This is a genomic window from Streptomyces sp. SID13726, from assembly GCF_010548375.1.
GTDB lineage: Bacteria > Actinomycetota > Actinomycetes > Streptomycetales > Streptomycetaceae > Streptomyces.
Genome location: NZ_JAAGLY010000017.1, coordinates 85,522 through 101,939, shown reverse-complemented (window position 1 = coordinate 101,939; position 16,418 = coordinate 85,522). Strand labels below are relative to the sequence as shown.

General features: G+C 72.3%; 10 protein-coding genes. 6 read left to right on the top strand and 4 right to left on the bottom strand.

All coding sequences use genetic code 11. The features are described from left to right. The first annotated feature begins 4 nt into the window (after nucleotides 1–4). Nucleotides 5–808, top strand: a complete 804-nt coding sequence (locus tag G3I78_RS34100; RefSeq protein WP_164431842.1) for a serine protease — start codon at nucleotides 5–7, stop codon at nucleotides 806–808. A gap of 2 nt (nucleotides 809–810) precedes the next feature. On the opposite strand, the gene G3I78_RS34095 is transcribed toward G3I78_RS34100, so the two are convergent. Beyond that, nucleotides 811–2,778, bottom strand: coding sequence for an alpha/beta fold hydrolase (locus tag G3I78_RS34095; protein ID WP_343243923.1), 1,968 nt, complete (start codon nucleotides 2,776–2,778; stop codon nucleotides 811–813). A gap of 241 nt (nucleotides 2,779–3,019) precedes the next feature. Between G3I78_RS34095 and G3I78_RS34090 the strand changes: the two genes are divergently transcribed. Further along, nucleotides 3,020–4,141, top strand: coding sequence for a glycosyl hydrolase 53 family protein (locus G3I78_RS34090; protein WP_203615881.1), 1,122 nt, complete (start codon nucleotides 3,020–3,022; stop codon nucleotides 4,139–4,141). A 157-nt stretch (nucleotides 4,142–4,298) separates the two neighbouring features. Next, on the top strand, nucleotides 4,299–5,696 hold the full coding sequence (locus G3I78_RS34085; RefSeq protein WP_164431840.1) for a cytochrome P450: 1,398 nt from the start codon (nucleotides 4,299–4,301) through the stop codon (nucleotides 5,694–5,696). A gap of 74 nt (nucleotides 5,697–5,770) precedes the next feature. Here the strand turns inward: G3I78_RS34085 and G3I78_RS34080 are convergent, their stop codons facing one another. From G3I78_RS34080 to G3I78_RS34070, 3 genes are all read right to left on the bottom strand, one after another. After that, a complete protein-coding gene (locus tag G3I78_RS34080) occupies nucleotides 5,771–6,439 on the bottom strand; it encodes a YceI family protein (protein ID WP_164431838.1) in 669 nt (222 codons plus the stop codon). 107 nt (nucleotides 6,440–6,546) lie between these two features. Further along, nucleotides 6,547–8,139 carry a cation acetate symporter gene (locus G3I78_RS34075; protein ID WP_164431836.1) on the bottom strand — a complete coding sequence of 531 codons (1,593 nt, stop codon included), beginning with the start codon at nucleotides 8,137–8,139 and terminating at the stop codon, nucleotides 6,547–6,549. Then, nucleotides 8,133–8,573, bottom strand: a complete 441-nt coding sequence (locus G3I78_RS34070; RefSeq protein ID WP_239158208.1) for a DUF485 domain-containing protein — start codon at nucleotides 8,571–8,573, stop codon at nucleotides 8,133–8,135. Before G3I78_RS34070 ends, G3I78_RS34075 begins: the two co-directional genes overlap by 7 nt. 507 nt (nucleotides 8,574–9,080) lie before the next feature. Here G3I78_RS34070 and G3I78_RS34065 point away from each other — a divergent pair. Genes G3I78_RS34065 through G3I78_RS34055 form a run of 3 tightly spaced genes read left to right on the top strand, consistent with a single transcriptional unit; the run spans nucleotide 9,081 to nucleotide 16,403 of the window. Further along, on the top strand, nucleotides 9,081–10,622 hold the full coding sequence (locus G3I78_RS34065) for an acyl-CoA carboxylase subunit beta (RefSeq protein ID WP_164431970.1): 1,542 nt from the start codon (nucleotides 9,081–9,083) through the stop codon (nucleotides 10,620–10,622). 25 nt (nucleotides 10,623–10,647) lie between these two features. Further along, the gene (locus G3I78_RS34060; protein WP_164431834.1) at nucleotides 10,648–12,348 is read left to right on the top strand and encodes a fatty acyl-AMP ligase; all 1,701 of its coding nucleotides are present in this window, start codon (nucleotides 10,648–10,650) and stop codon (nucleotides 12,346–12,348) included. Then, nucleotides 12,345–16,403: a type I polyketide synthase gene (locus G3I78_RS34055; protein ID WP_164431832.1), complete on the top strand. Its 4,059-nt coding sequence runs from the start codon at nucleotides 12,345–12,347 to the stop codon at nucleotides 16,401–16,403. The genes G3I78_RS34060 and G3I78_RS34055 overlap by 4 nt, the downstream gene beginning before the upstream one ends. The last annotated feature ends 15 nt before the right edge of the window (nucleotides 16,404–16,418 follow it).

Here is a 16,418-nt window from a genome sequence, read left to right as displayed (position 1 = left end):
CGTCATGTCCGTTCGCACCGTCAGATCCGCCCGCACCGGCCGGCGCACGGCCGCCGCCGTCACCACCGCCGTGCTCGCCGCGAGCGCGCTCTCGGCCACCGCCGCCCCCGCCTCCGCGATCAAGGGCGGTGGCCCGGCCACCACGAAGGCCCGGCCGTACGCCATGCTGATCGAGCTCGACGGCAGCCCGTTCTGCGGCGGCACCCTCATCGCGCCCACCAAGGTGCTCACGGCCGCGCACTGTGTGACGAACGCGAGTGACGTGTCCGGGCTGCGGGTCGTCGGCGGCCGCACTCACGTGGACGGCACCGGCGGCACCGAGCGGGAGGTCGCGTCCTACCGGCTGGACTCGCGTTACACCTCGCCCGGTTACGCCTACGACGCCGCCGTCCTCACCCTGGACCGGCCGATGCCGTACCGGGCGATCCCGGTGGCCGGTCCCGGGGACGGCAGGCTGGTCGCCGACGGCCGGAAGGCCACCGTGCTCGGCTGGGGACGCACCGGCCCCGGGGAGAGCGCCACCCGGCTCAAGCAGACCGAGCTCGTACTCTCCCCCGTCGCCGACTGCCGGCCGTACACCGACACGGACACCGACCCGGCGGAGATGCTGTGCGGGATGCCGCGTCCCGGCACCACGGACAGCATCTGCCCCGGGGACTCCGGTGGGCCGCTGGTCAGCGGTGGCAAGGTCGTGGGCATCGTGTCGTCCGGGAACAAGTACTGCGACGAGCAGTTCCCGGTCTCCGTGTTCGTCCGCGCCGACTCGGTCGCCGCCGACCTGGGCCTCCCCGTGCGCCCGGGGCACTGACGTCACAGGAGCTCCGGACGCCTCCAGTCCGCGCCGAGGACGTGGTGGTCCAGGAAGTTGAGGACCGTCTCGTACAGGAGGCGCAGATGGTTCGGGGCTCCGACGCCGTGTCCCTCGTCCGGGAAGTACAGGAACCGGGCGGGGACGCCCTGGCGCTGGAGGTCGTGGTGCAGCGCCAGGGACTGGCCCGCCGTCACGCGGTAGTCCTGGCCGCCGTGCACGAGGAGCATCGGGGTCGTCAGCTTCCCCGCGTCGAGGTGGGGTGAGTCGGCCTCGTAGCGTTCGCGCTCGGTGCGCGGGTCGCCGAAGATCTTCCGGAAGTACGGGTGCATGTCGGAGTCGCCCTGGAAGCTCTCCAGGTTCCACAGCCCGGCGTGCGAGACGAGTGCCCGGAACCGGTCGGTGCGGGTCGCGGCCAGGTTGGCGAGGTAGCCGCCGAAGGACCAGCCGGCCAGGGCGGTGCGGCTCCCGTCGAGGTCGTCGCGGTCCAGTGCCGCGTCGGTCAGGGCGATGACGTCGCTGTAGGGCCGGCCGCCGAACCGGCCCAGGCCGCGCTCCTGCATGCGTTGCCCGTACCCGGAGGACAGGGCCGGGTCGGGCAGCAGGACGGCGTAGCCGCGCGCGGTGAACGCCCAGGGGTTCCACTGCCAGTCCCAGGCGCTCCAGGACGCCTGCGGTCCGCCGTGCGGGACGACGACGAGCGGCGCCGGGCGGTCGGCCGCGGCTCCCTCGGGGAGGGCGAGCCAGGCGCGGACCGGGAAGCCGTCGTCCGCGGTCGTACGGACCTCGGTCAGGGTGCCGGGGAGCGGTCCGAGGTCGCCCGGGGTCCTGAGGAAGTCGGGGTCCTGGTCGGCCTCGGCCGCGTCCAGGCGGACCGCTCGGGGCGGGCTGTCGATCGCGCTGCGCACCGCGTAGAGGGTCGAGCCGTCGGGTGACGCGCAGAGGGAGTCGTACGCCCCGTTCGCGGTGAGGCGGGTGACCGTGCCGTCCGGGTCGCGGCGGAAGACCGGGCAGTGGCCGAGTTCGTCGCCGGTGAACCACAGCGTGGTGTCCCCCGGGACCGGTGAGACGATCGCCCTGCCGGGCCAGGGCCAGTTGGCGAACTCCGGCAGCAGATCGGTCTCTTCGCCGGTGACGACGTCGAAGGCGACGAGGGTGACCTGCCACGGGGAGTCGTACGTCTCCTCCCGCTGGCGCTGGCAGATCAGGCGGGTGCCGTCGGCGGTGAAGACCGGGCTGTAGTACTGGTGGCCGGGGCGGGAGAAGGTGCGCTCCTCGGTGCCGGCGATCACCACGGTGTTGGTGTCCGGGGCGCTGCCGGTCGGGGCCCGGGTGTAGGCGACCGTCGAGCCGTCCGGGGACAGGGCCAAGTCGCCCGCGGCCGCGAGGCCTTGGGCGCCCGCGTCGGCCGGTGCGGCACCGGGACGCAGGACGAAGGTGTGGGGTTCGGCGGGGCCCAGGTCGCCGCCGTCGGCGCGGGTGGGGGTCGACTCGTGCAGGACCGCGGTGACGCCCGACCGGCTGCGCTGCCGCAGGAGTTGGCCGTGGGTGTGGGCGTCCGTGGCGCCGGGGAGCAGGGCGGCGGTGAAGGCGAGGGCGTCGGTCCGGGAGGCGGCGGCGAACGTGGCGATTCCGCCCGGGTGTTGGGCCTTCTGCTCCGCCTCGCCGTGTTCCGGCAGCGCCCACAGCGCGGCTCCGGGCGGGCCGTCGTGCTCGCGCCCGGAGAGGAGCAGCAGGGTGCCGTCCGCGGTGAACGCCGGTGCGGAGTCCCCCGGTTCGGCCCCTCGCACCGGATGCGGCTCGCGTGCTCCGGACGGGTCGAGCTCCCACAGCTGCGAGACGTACCCGACGCCCTCGGCGTCGAGGGTCTGCACGGACGCGACCATGCGCGTGCCGTCCGGCGCGAGGGTCAGACCGGTCAAGCGCGGTTGCGCGACGAGGCGTCGGTGGAACTCCGGGGTGTCCGTCATGGTGATCATCCTGCTCATCCGCCTGCTCACCCGCACCGCAATATCCGTACGCCTGAGTCACTTCTGTGCACGTACACACTCACCCTCACCCTCTCTCAAGTCTCCAACCTCGGGGAAATATCCTCGACACATGTATTTACAGCGCCTGCAACCTCTCCTACTGTGAACGTTCACGGAAGCCCAACATGCGCATGTCAGGCACACCCCCGACTTAGCGCCGTCTCGATCAAAGGAGGTCGGGATGACCGTGAACGGTCCGCGCCGCATTGTGAGGGCCGCCATGCTCCTGGCGGCCCTCGCCCTGCCCGCATCCCTGCTCACCACGCCCACCACCGCCTCGGCCGCCGGCACGCTCACCATGCGCGGTGCCGATGTGTCGACCGCGCAGCGCGCCCTCGACCTCGGCGCCAAGTACTACGACGCGAGCGGCACCGCCAAGGACCCGCTGGACATCCTCAAGGGCCTCGGCGTCAACTACGTCCGCCTGCGGATCTGGAACAACCCCGTCAGCGGCTACAACAACAAGGCCAAGGTGCTGTCGTACGCGAAGCAGGTGAAGGCCAAGGGGCTGAAGCTGCTGGTCGACTTCCACTACTCGGACACCTGGGCGGACCCGGGCAACCAGAACAAGCCCGCGGCATGGGCCGGCCACAACATCAGCCAGTTGCAGACCGACGTCTACAACTACACGTACGACGTCTGCAACAGCCTCAAGTCGCAGGGCACCACCCCGGACAGCGTGCAGATCGGCAACGAGATCAACGTCGGCATGCTGTGGAACGAGGGCAAGGTCGTCAACAACGACTTCACCAACCTCAGTCTGCTGCTCAAGTCGGGCTACAACGCGACCAAGGCGTGCAACAGCGGTACCCAGGTGATCATCCACACCGCCGACGCCGACAGTGACGCCAACGCCCGCTGGTTCTACGACGGCATCAAGGCCAAGGGCGTCGACTGGGACATCACCGGGCTGTCGTACTACTGCCCGTGGCACGGCACGATCGCCAACATGGGCAGCGTGGTGGCCGACGTGAAGTCCCGCTACGGCAAGGACGTGATCATCGCCGAGACGGCCTACCCGTTCACATCGGCCAACGCGGACGGCACCGCGAACTCCATCACCACCGGCTGCTCGGGCTATCCGCTCACCTGGCAGGGCCAGGCGGACAACTTCACCGCCGTGCAGAACGCGGCGCGCAGCAACGGCGCGATCGGGGTCTTCTACTGGGAGCCCACCTGGTACGCGGTCACCGGCAACGGCTGGGACCCGACCGACATCTCGGGCAGCGGCAACGGCTGGGACAACATGGCGATCTTCAACTGGACCGGCAATGTGAACCCGAACGTCAAGTGGACGCCATAGCAAATCACTTGCACCTAGAACGGCACCGCCCCCGGGCGGTGCCGTTCGGCGTTCCCGTGAGGCCCCTGAGTGCCCAGGCGGCAATCACCACCCGCCATTAGGCCACCGCAGCGGGTCACATTACTCTGTGGTAGCGCCTGACCGAGGGAAGGAAGCCATGGGGGTCCAACTGAACAGCGGATCGGCAGCCGGTCACGAGTCGCTGGAGTCGATGAGCCTCGAACCGCTCATGACCCGCGACTACGAACGGGATCCGGCGATCGTGTACGAACGGCTGCGCCAGGCCCACGGTCCGGTCGCGCCGGTCGACCTGCTGGGGGTGCCCGTCTGGCTGGTCCTGGGCTACGAGGAGTCGCTGCGGGTGCTGCGCGACGATCACGTGTGGCCGAAGGGGCTGGAGAACTGGCGGGCGCGCAGGGAGGGGCGGCTGCCGGCGGACTGGCCGCTGGCGCCCTCACTGGACGTCAACCACGTGCTGATCCAGGGCGGTGAGGGCTACCGCGGGCTGAAGGTGGCCTGGGACACCGCGCTGCGGCCGTTCCAGGACCCCCGGCATCCGGTGGCCAAGCAGCTCAAGGCGAAGATCACGCGGGACGCCGACGAACTGATCACGCTGTTCTCGCAGGGCGGGCGCACGGGGTGGGCGGATCTGTCGGCGCAGTTCTCGCGGCCCCTGCCGCTGATGGTGGCGAGCCATCTGCTCGGCTTCCCGGGCTCGCAGCACGACGACGCGCTGATGGACATGTGGCGGGTGCTGGACGCCGGGCCGGACGCGGGGCCCGCGCTGGAGCGGCTGCTGGCGACGCTGTCGGAGCTCGGCGCGTCGAAGATGAAGGAGCCCGGCGACGACTTCCCCTCCTATCTGCTCGCCGCCCATCCCGGCCTGAGCGTCGAGGAGTTGTCGCGTGAGCTGATGATGCTGCTCGGGATGACCTCGGACCATGTCGGCATCCTGATCTCCAACACGGTCGTCGAGGTGATCACCGGGAGCCTCCCGCCGAGCGCCAGTCTGTCGGCGGGCCTGATCCGGGAGACCATGAACCGGGTGGTGATGCAGAAGCCGCCGCTGATCAACTTCGTGCCGCGGTTCCCGGTGACCGACATGAAGCTCGGTGACTACACCATCGCGGCGGGCGATCCGGTGTGGGTGTCGGTCGGCGCGGCGCACGCTGACCCGGAGTTCGCGGCGAAGGTCTGCCCCGAGTCCACGATCAGCACCCGGGCGCACCTGTCCTGGGGTGCCGGTCCCCGGCAGTGTCCGGCCCGGGAACTGGCCGGCGGTGCGGCCTCGATCGGGGTGAGCAGGCTCTTCGAGCGGCTCTCCGGGCTGGAGTTGTCGCTGCCGGTCGACCAACTGCCGTGGCGGTCCTCGCCGTTCATGCGCGGTCTGCGGTCGCTGCCGGTGCGCTACACCCTCTCGGACGCGGCGGCCCTGCCGGTGCCCGCGGGCCTGGCCGTGCCCGCCGGGGCCGACTCGGCTCCGGCCGACGAGGCCACCGTACGGCCGCGGTCGTCGCTGTGGCGTTATCTGGCCGGGCTGGTGCGCGGGCGGTGACGGGGCTCTCCGGCACCGGAGCGGGCCCCGGACTCGAGTGAGTCCGGGGCCCGCTCCGCGCTCTGTCGGTCCGGTCAGCCGACCGGCGGTGTGCGGATGGCGGCGATGTCGAACTGGAGGCGTACCTTCTCGCTGACCATGGCGCCGCCCTCGGCGAGCCGGGTGCTGTAGGTCAGGCCCCACTCGGAGCGGTTGATGGTGGTGGTGCCGTCGAAGCCGGCGCGCTGGTAGCCGAACGGGTCGGTGACCTGGCCTATGTAGGTGAGTTCCAGAACGACCGGGCGTGTGGTCGCCTTGATGGTGAGGTCGCCCGTCATGCGGTACACGTCGGGGCCCGCGATCTCGACGGCGGTGCTGACGAACCGCATCCGCGGATACGCCTTCGCGTCGAGGAAGTCGCGGCCCACCAGGTGGGCGTCGCGCTGTTCCACTCCGGTGTCCACGCTGCCGGTGGACACGATGATCTCCGCCATCGAGCGGGACGGGTCGCGGCCGTCGAAGTACAGCCGGCTCTGGTAGTCGGCGAACGCGCCGCGCACGGTGGTCACCATGGCGTGCCGTACGGAGAATCCGATCCTGCTGTGCGCGGGATCGATGCTCCATTCCCCGGTCAGGGCCGCCAGTCGGGGATCCGGAAGGACGGCTGTGGCAGTGGCCGACGACCCGGTGGGGGGCGGGGGAACGACGGCGGGCTCCGTGCGGTCCGCACGACGGAACGGGGTGCCACGGTTGAACAAGTTCATGCATCACCTAATTACTGCACGGGAGTTGTCGCCGCAAGCCATGGTGTGCGGTCGACGAAATATCCACGCGTTCACCACACGATTCCCGAAAGGTGGGCGGAAATCGGCTAGTCGACTCCGACGAGGGTGCGCACTTCGAAGTCCTCGTATGTCTCCTTTGTTTCGGGACGGCTGAGCATCGAACCGATCCAGCCGAGGAGGAAGCCGGCCGGGATGGAGACGATTCCGGGATTCTGCAGCGGGAACCAGGCGAAATCGGCGGACGGGTAGAGCGAGGTCGAGGTGGACGAGACGACCGGGGAGAACACCACGAGGAGGATGGAACAGACCAGACCGCCGCACAGGCTCAGCAGGGCTCCCTGGGCGGTGAAGCGCCGCCAGAAGAGGCTGTAGACGAGGGTGGGCAGGATGGCGGAGGCGGCGATGGCGAAGGCGAGGAAGGCGAGGGTCGCCGAGTTGGCGCCCCAGGAGACCAGGGCGAGCAGCATGCCGAGGATGCCGATGACGGCGGCCGCGAGCCGGGCCACGGCCAGTTCCTCCGTCTCGGTGGCCCGGCCCCTGCGGATCACCTCGCCGTACAGGTCGTGGGCGAGGGAGGAGGCGGCGGCCAGGGTGAGGCCCGCGGCGACGGCCAGCAGGGTGACGAACGCCAGACAGGACAGCAGGGCGGTCAGGACGGCGCCGCCGAGTTCGTGCGCGAGCAGCAGCACGGCCGCGTTGCCGGTGCGGTCAGTCTGCTCGATGGTGTTGCGGCCCAGGGCGGCGGTGGCGCCGAGACCGAGGATGCCGGCGGCCAGGCAGACGAGGCTGACCAGGCCCATCGCCCACACCACGGAGGTGCGCAGCACGTCGACGGACTTCGGGGCGAGCAGCCGCATCATCACGTGCGGGAGGGCGGCGAGGCCGAGGACGATCGCCAACTGGAGGCTGAGGAAGTCGAGTTTGCTGGTGACGCCGGCGCCGTAGCGCAGCCCGGGTTCCAGGAAGCGCTCACCCCGGCCGCTGTTGTCCGCGGCCGCGGCGAGGAGGTTCTCGAAGTTCCAGTCGAAGCGGTGCAGCACCATCACGGCGGCCACGGTGACACCGCAGATGAGCATGACCGCCTTGACGACCTGGATGAAGGTGGCCCCGGGCATGCCGCCGATGGCCGCGTAGACGATGACGATGGTGCCGATGACGACGACGCACAGGGTGCGGGTGGCGGCGCTGGGCTCGCCGGTGAACTGGGTCAACAGGGCGACGCTGCCGACGAGTTGGGCGACCAGGTAGAGGACGGTGATGGCGAGCGTGCACAGCGCCAGGGCGAGCCGCACCGGCCGCTGCATACGGGACAGGCGCAGGGCGAGGGTGTCGCCGAGGGTGAACTTGCCGGTGTTGCGCAGGGGTTCGGCGATCAGCAGCAGGACCATCATCCAGGCGACCGCGGTGCCGCACAGGTAGAGCAGTCCGTCGTAGCCGGTCAGGGCGACCAGGCCGGTGCTGCCGAGGAGGGTGGCGGCCGACAGGTAGTCGCCGCACATCGCCAGGCCGTTGCGCAGCGGCGACATCATGCGGTTGCCGAGGTAGAACTCGCCGATCTCGTCGCGCTGGGGCGCGGTGAGCAGCGCGGTGAACAGGGTCACCACGACCACGGACAGGAAGAGCACCAGGGTCAGCTGGAGGCTGAGGCGGTCCACGACGGAGGCGCCGAACGTCACCATGGGCGGAACTCCTCCTCGCGCGGGGCGACCCGGGCCTCGAAGGCCGCCCGCTCGCGGTCCGTGGCCTCCTGGTGCCGGACCAGTCCGCGCAGGCCGCGCACGACCGGGGTGACCTGGGTGCGCATGTGCACGAGGTAGCGCCACACGATGACACCCATCAGGACGAACTGCCCGAGCCCCAGGGCCAGTCCGACGGTGAGGTGGCCGCTCAGCGGGGTGTTCATCAGTCCGGGCAGGAAGCTGGAGAGCAGCACGTAGAGCAGGAAGCCGCCGACGGCGCCGGCCGTCGCCCGGACGCCGAACCGGCGGTGGGTGCGGCGGAGGGACCGATAGACGGGTTCGTGGGACACCGATCGCCGGTCCGGGTCGGCGGGGCCGCCCGATTCATAGGGGAACGGCGGCCCGCCGAGCCCCATGGAGTGCCGAGACACCATGCACCTTCTTTACTGCCGCGCCGGTCGCCGTTTCGAAGGCACGCCGGAATCATGGCTGTGCGGCCTTGTGGGGGAATCGTGAAACTGGAATTCGCGTGCTTCGAATTTCGAGCCGGACTACGAGCCTGGTACGCGACCGGCCGGATCGTCGGGGTGATGACGAGGCCAGGACCGGGATTGTTGCAGCGCCTCCGTTGAACTATCAACCGGGAGTTCGAACCGAATCCCTGAACTGACTCATTCACGTGGTTCGACACCTGTTCTCGCCGTCGCACGGCCTGCGAGGATCCCGGCTCCCTGATTAGGTCTGCACCTTTTCCGCCGTCAGGTTGTCTCAAATGCAGCGCACAGCAGGCCGCCGGCGTCCCGCAGGCCCTGTTGTCACCCAGGCACGAAAACCGGCCGCCCGGGACTCACCTCGCGCAAACAGTGCGGCGGGAGGCTCGGCACTTCTGCGCCGCGCTGCCATATTCGGAGGCCACTCCGGAGGTGGCTGTGACACTTGAGGTGACGACGGCGTGTGTGCCCGACGGCACCGCCGACCGTGTGCTCGCGCTTGAGGCCCGCAGATCGCGGGCCGAGACCCCGAACGCGCCCAGGAGACGGGGCCGGTTCGGGGCCCGGGAACGGATCGAACTGCTGCTGGACACCGGCTCGTTCACCGAGACCGGCCTGTTCGTGCGGGCCCGGCCCACCGGGGACGGCGCCCGGCGCCCGTACGGGGACGGGGTGGTCACCGGGTACGGCACGGTCGACGGCCGTCCCGTCTGTGTGTTCGCGCAGGACTCCACGGTCTTCGGCGGCAGCATGGGCGAGGCCTTCGGCGAGAAGACCGTGGCCCTCATGGACCTGGCCCTGAAGACCGGGTGCCCGGTCGTCGGGCTCAACGACGGCGGTGGCGCCCGCATCCAGGAGGGCGTCGCCTCCCTCGCCCTCTACGCCGAGCTGGTGCGCCGCAACGTCCAGGCGTCCGGCGTGATCCCGCAGATCTCGGTCGTGCTCGGACCGTGCGCCGGCGGGGCCGCCTACTCCCCCGCCATCACCGACTTCACGGTCATGGTGGACGGCTCCTCGCACATGTTCGTCACCGGCCCCGACGTCATCGAGACGGTCACCGGGGAGCGCACGAGCGCCGAGGAGCTGGGCGGCGCCCGCACCAGCAACTCCCTCAACGGCAACGCCCACTTCCTCGCCACCGACGAGACGGAGGCCCTGGACACCGTACGGGACCTGCTGTCGTACCTGCCCGCCAACAACCTGGAGCGGCCGCCGCAGTACGCTCCCCTGCCGCCGCCGGACGACATCCGGCTGGACGAGATCGTGCCGGACCGGCTGGGGCAGGCGTACGACATGCGGGACGTCCTGCGGGCGGTCGTCGACGACGGTGAACTGCTGGAGATCCAGGAGCTGTTCGCGCCGAACATCATCTGCGCGCTGGCCCATGTCGAGGGCTCGGCCGTCGGGGTGGTGGCCAACCAGCCGCTGCACGCGGCCGGAGTCCTGGACATCGACGCCTCCGAGAAGGCGGCGCGTTTCGTACGGTTCTGCGACGCGTTCGGCATTGCGCTGCTGACCTTCGCCGATGTGCCCGGGTATCTCTCGGGGGTCCGGCAGGAGCAGGCGGGGATCATCCGGCGCGGGGCGAAGCTGCTGTACGCGTACGCCGAGGCGACCGTGCCGAAGGTGACGGTGGTGGTGCGCAAGGCGTACGGCGGCGGGTACGCGGTGATGGGCTCCAAGCACCTGGGCGCCGACATCAACCTCGCCTGGCCCACCGCGCGGATCGCGGTGATGGGCGCCGAGGGCGCGGTGGGCCTCTTGCACCGGCGTGAACTCGCCGCCGCCGACGACCCCGAGGCGCTGCGAGCCCGGCTCGTCGCCGCGTACGAGAACACCCACGGCACGCCCTATCTCGCCGCCGAGCGCGGATACGTCGACGCCGTCATCGCGCCCCGCGACACCCGGCCGCAGATCTGCCGTGCGCTGCGCGCGCTGCGCGGAAAGCGTGCCCCGATGCCGGAGCGCCGGCACGGCAACATCCCCCTCTGACCCGCCTCGCGAGGAGACCCGCCCGATGGACAGCCGCCGTCCCCCGCTCGCCCCCGCGTTCCGAAGCCTGCCGGAGTACGTAAGGCACTGGGCCGAAACCACCCCGGAGCGCCGGGCGTTCACCTTCGTCGACCATCCCGGCCCCGACTCTCGCGGTGTCCACCGCACGCTGACCTGGCGTCGGCTGGACGTGCGGATGCGGGCGGTGGCCGCCCGCCTCGCCGCGGAGGCCGGGCCCGGGGAGCGGGTCGCGCTGCTGTGCCCGCAGGGTCAGGAGTACGTCACCGGGTTCCTGGGGTCCCTCGCCGCGGGCCTCGTCGCCGTACCGCTGTTCCCGCCCGGGCTGCCCGGACAGGAGGACCGGCTCACGGCGGTCCTGGCCGACGCGCGTCCGGCGGTCGCCGTGACGACGAGCCGATTCGCCGCGCAGGTACGGGAGTTGTGCGACCGGGTCGTCGTCGTGGACGAGATCCCGGACGGCGCCGCCGGCGATCCGGAGCCCGTCGACGGGCCGGTCGCCTATCTCCAGTACACCTCCGGCTCGACCCGGACCCCGGCGGGCGTGGAGATCAGCCACGCCAACGTCGTCGCCAACGCCCGTCAGGCGCTGGGCGCTTACGGTGCCGACGCGCATCCGGCGACCTGTGTGGGCTGGCTGCCGCTGTACCACGACATGGGGCTCGTGCTGAGCATCGCGGCACCGGTGGTGCGGGGGCTGCTGTCGGTGCTCATGGATCCGGTCGCCTTCCTGCACGAACCCGTGCGCTGGCTGCGGCTGTTGGCCGCGCATCCGCGGGCGCTGAGCGCGGCGCCCAACTTCGCCTACGACTACTGCGCCTCCGTGGTGACCGACGTGCAGAAGGAGGAGCTGCGGCTGGACGGCGTCGCCGCGCTGATCAACGGCAGCGAGCCGGTGCGCCCGGGCACGGCCGACCGCTTCCACGCGGCCTTCGCCGGGCAGGGGCTCGAACCCGCCACGCACTGTCCGTCGTACGGCCTCGCCGAGGCCACCGTCTTCGTCAGCGCGGCCCGGCCCGGTGAGCCGCTGCGCCGGTTCGCGCTCGACCGGGACGCGCTCGCCGCCGGCAAGGCGCTGCCCGCGCGGCCGGACGATCCGCGGGCCGTGCTCCTCGCGGGCTGCGGCACCCCCGCCGGACAGCAGGTCCTCGTCGCCGATCCGGTCACCGGCGCCGAACTGTCCGAAGGGGAGATCGGGGAGATCCAGGTGCGGGGTCCCAACGTGGGCCGCGGCTACTGGAACCAGGAGCGGCAGAGCCGGCGCGTCTTCGGCACGGACGGCCGGCTGCGCACCGGTGATCTCGGCACGGTCCTGGAGGGGCAGTTGATCGTCACCGGGCGGCTGAAGGACCTGATCGTGGTCGACGGCCGCAACCACTATCCGCAGGACCTGGAGGCCACCGTCCAGGACGCGCACCCCGCGGTGCGGCGCGACCGGCTGGCCGCGCTCGGCGTCTCGGGCGGCTCCGGTGAGCGGGTGGTCGTGGTCGCCGAGCACGCGCGGACCACCAGCCTCGCCGAGATCGACGTACCGGCGCTGGTCCGGGCGGTCCGCGCGGCCGTGTCCGCACGCCACGGGCTGCGGCTCGCCGAGGTCGTCCTGGTGCCGCCGGGCACCGTGCCCCGGACGTCGAGCGGCAAGGTGTCCCGGTCGCTCACCCGCGAGCGCTACCTGGCGGGCGTCTACACGGCGGGCGGCGCCGCGTGAGGGCCGTCGACGCGGGCGCGCTGCGCCGGCTGGTCGTGGAGCGGGTGTCCGCCTGGACCGGTACGCCCGTGGGGGAGGTGCCGATGGACCGGCCGCTGGCGGATATCGGCATGGCCTCGCGGGACGCGGTGGTGCTGGCCGGGGAGCTGTCCCGGCTGACGGGGCGTGAGCTGCCGGCGACGCTGCTGTGGGAGGCACCGACCGGGGAGGCGCTGGTGGCGCGCCTGTGCCGGATGGCGGAGGACGCCGGGACGGGAGCTGTGACCGGGGCGGGGGCCGTAGGTCTCGGCTCGGCGCCGGTCGGTGCGGCCTCGGCCGCCTCTTCGACACGCGGCTCGACGAGCGGCGGCTCGCTCGCCCCCGCCGAACCCGTCGCCGTCATCGGGATCGGCTGCCGGCTCCCCGGCTCGGTCCACGGTCCGGCCGACTACTGGCGGCTGCTCACCGACGGCGTGGACGCGGTCCGGCGGGTACCCGAGGACCGCTGGCGGGACTTCACGGCGTTCCCGCCGCAGGACGCGCTCCCGTACGGCGGCTATCTGGACGACATCGCCGGGTTCGACGCGGAGTTCTTCCTCATCACCCCGCGCGAGGCCGCCGTGATGGACCCGCAGCAGCGGATTCTCCTGGAGGTCGTCCACGAGGCCCTGACCCACGCCGCCGTCCCGGCCGCCTCCCTCGCGGGCACCGCGACCGGTGTCTTCGTCGGGGTCTCCGCGCCGGAGTACGGCTCGCTGACCGGCGCCGACCCGGCGGCCGTCGATCCCTGGGCGCCTGCGGGCGGTGCGCTGAGCGTGACCGCGGGCCGGCTGGCGTACGTGCTGGACACGCGGGGGCCGAGCATGGCCGTCGACACGGCCTGTTCCTCCTCGCTGGTCGCCGTGCACCATGCCTGTGTCAGCCTGCGCACGGGCGAGAGCGACACGGCCATCGCCGCGGGCGTCAACCTGCTGCTCTCCCCCACCGTCACCGTGGCGTTCCGGCGGGCGGGCGCCCTCGCGCCGGACGGGCGGTGCAAGCCCTTCTCGCCGGACGCGGACGGGATCGGGCGGGGCGAGGGCTGTGCGGCCGTGCTGCTGAAGCGGCTCTCCGACGCGGAGCGGGACGGCGACCGGGTCCTCGCGGTCATCCGGGCCACGGCCGTCAACTCCGACGGCCGTTCCAACGGCCTCCTCGCCCCCAACCCGGCGGCCCAGCAGGCCCTGTTGACGACGGCGTACGCGCGGGCGGGGCTGGCCCCGGCGCACATCGACTACGTCGAGGCGCACGGCACGGGCACCCCGCTCGGCGACCCGATCGAGGCGGGCGCGCTCGGTGCCGTGCTCGGGGCGGGCCGCGATCCCGACCAGCCGCTCCTCCTCGGTTCGGTGAAGGGGAACCTCGGGCATCTGGAGTCCGCCGCGGGCGTCGCCGGTCTCGTGAAGACGGTGCTCGCCCTGCACCACGACGTCGTCCCGCCGTCCCTGCACTGTGCCGGGGGCAGCGCCCTGGACGACGTACGGCTGCGGGTGGTGTCCGAGGGCGAGCCGTGGCCGCGTTACGGCGGTACGGCCACCGCCGGGGTGTCCGGGTTCGGGTTCGGCGGCACCAACGCCCATGCGGTGCTGGAGGAATGGCGTCCCGGTGTCCCGCCCCCGCGTCCGGCCGAGGAGCCCGGTGCCCGGCTCCATCTCCTGTCCGACGTGGACGAGGAGCGGCTGCGGGACACCGCGGCCCGCCTCGCCGACTGGGTGCGGACGGCCGCCGCGCATCCGGCCGACGTGGCGCGCACGCTCGCCGGACGGGCCGGGCACGGGACCGTGCGGGCCGCGGTGATCGCGCGGGATCGCGCGGAACTCGCCGACGGGTTCCGGTCGTTGGCGCAGGGCCGTCCGCATCCGCGGGTCGTGACCGGCGAGCGTGACCGCCTGAGCGGTGGCCCGGTGTGGGTCTTCTCGGGCTACGGCAGCCAGTGGCCCGGAATGGGCCGCCGCCTCCTGGCCGAGGAGCCCGCCTTCGCCGCCGCCGTGGAGAAGCTGGACGCGCGGTGCGGGCTGTCGCTCCACGCCCGTCTCACGTCCGGGAACGGGCTCGACCGGCTGGAGGTGGCGCAGCCGGTCCTGTTCGGACTCCAGGTGGCGCTGGGCGAGTTGTGGCGTTCCTACGGCGTCGAGCCCGCCGCGGTCATCGGCCACTCCCTCGGTGAGGTGGCCGCCGCGGTGTGCGCGGGCGCCCTGGACGTGTCGGACGGCGCCCGGATCGTCGCCGTACGGGCCCGGCTGCTGAGCCGGCTGCGGGGCGGGGCCATGGCGGTGGTCGACCTCGACGACGGTGAACTCGACGTGCTCGCACGGGACTTCCCCGGTGTCCATGTCGCCGTGCACTCCTCTCCCGGGCAGAAGGTCGTCACCGGTGAGGAGGCGGCGGTGGCGCCGTTCGTGCGGTGGCTGGAGGCGCAGGGGCGCACCGCCCGGGTCATGCGGGTCGTCGGTGCCGGGCACTCCCCGCAAGTGGAGCCGCTGCTGGCGGAGTTGACCGCCTCGCTGGCCGACGTGGGCGGGAGACCGTCCCCAGTGCCCTTCTACTCCACCGTCCTGGACGATCCGCGCGGCGACTGCGTCTTCGACGCCGCGCACTGGGCCGCGAACCTGCGGCGGCCCGTACGGCTGGACCGGGCCGTCGCCGCGGCCGCCGCCGACGGCCACACCGCCTTCGTCGAGATCTCCCCTCACCCGGTGCTGGCCCGCGCGGTCGCCGACACCGCACCCGGCGCCCTCGCGATCGGCACCCTGCGCCGGGACCGGGACGGCTGCGCCGACTTCCTCACGCAGCTGGGCGCCCTGTACTGCGCGGGCGGGCGGCTGCCACTGCCGCCCGGGAAGGTCGTCGACCTGCCCGCGCCGCGCTGGAGGCATGTGCGGCACTGGTGGACGGACGGACGGGGGGCGGCTCCCGCGAAGGCTCCAGCCGCGCAGCCGGAGGGCGACGAGAAGCCCGTCGACGGTGCACCCGCCGACACCACGCACACCGTCCCGGACACCTCCGTGGCCGCCCGCCTCTGTCACCACATCGCCGCCGTCACCGGCCACCCCACCGGCCGTGTCACCCCCGCCACCGCCCTGGCCGACCTCGGCCTGGACTCCCTGATGGCCGTCCGCATCCGCACCGCCCTGGAGCGCGAGTTCGCGGTCGACCTGCCCCTGCGCGACCTTCTGGGCGCGACCACCGTCGCGGAGGTGGCCGAACGCGTCGGCCGCGCAGCCCTGTTGCGCACCCTGAGCGTCACGGGCTCCGGACCCCCGCTGTTCCTGATCCACGCGGCCGGCGGCACCACCGACGTCTACCGGGCGCTCGTCGAACGCCTCGGCGGCGACCGTCCGGTGTACGGCCTGGAACGCCTGGAGGACGCGCGCACGGTGACGGAGAAGGCGCGCCGCTACGCCGAGGCCGTCGCCGCCGCCCACCCCGACGGGCCCTGTCTGCTGGGCGGTTGGTCCTTCGGCGGCTTCGTCGCCCAGGAAACCGCGCGACAACTCACCGCGGCGGGGCGGGACGTGGAGCTGGTGGTGCTCATCGACTCCGTACGGCCGCTGCCCCAGCCGGAGTCCAGCCCGGCCGACCGGCTCCGCGCCCACTTCGAGGGGTTCGCGGGCCATGTCGCCGACGTGTACGGGGTCCGGCTGGAGCTGCCGTACGACGAACTGGTCGCGATGGAGGACGACGGTGAGCGCATCGACACCGTGCTGCGGCTGCTCCGCGCCGGCGTCGACGTGCCGTCCGCCGCGCTGGAGCACCAGCGCTCGTCCTATCTGGACCTGAGGATCGGCGAGGCCCACCGGCCGGGCCGGTACGACGGGCGGGTGGTCCTGTTCCGGGCCGCCGAGCCCGCTCCGCACACCGTGCGCGATCCCGCCTACGAACGGGACGACCAGGCCCTGGGCTGGGACGAGGTGTGTCCGCGGCTGACCGTCGTACCGGTCGCCGGGCACCACCTGTCGCTGCTCGACCCGCCGCACGTCGACGAGCTTGCCGCCCGGCTGGGGCGGGAGATCGCCGAAGGGACCCGTTCAACGTGATCCGAGGAGAGCCGC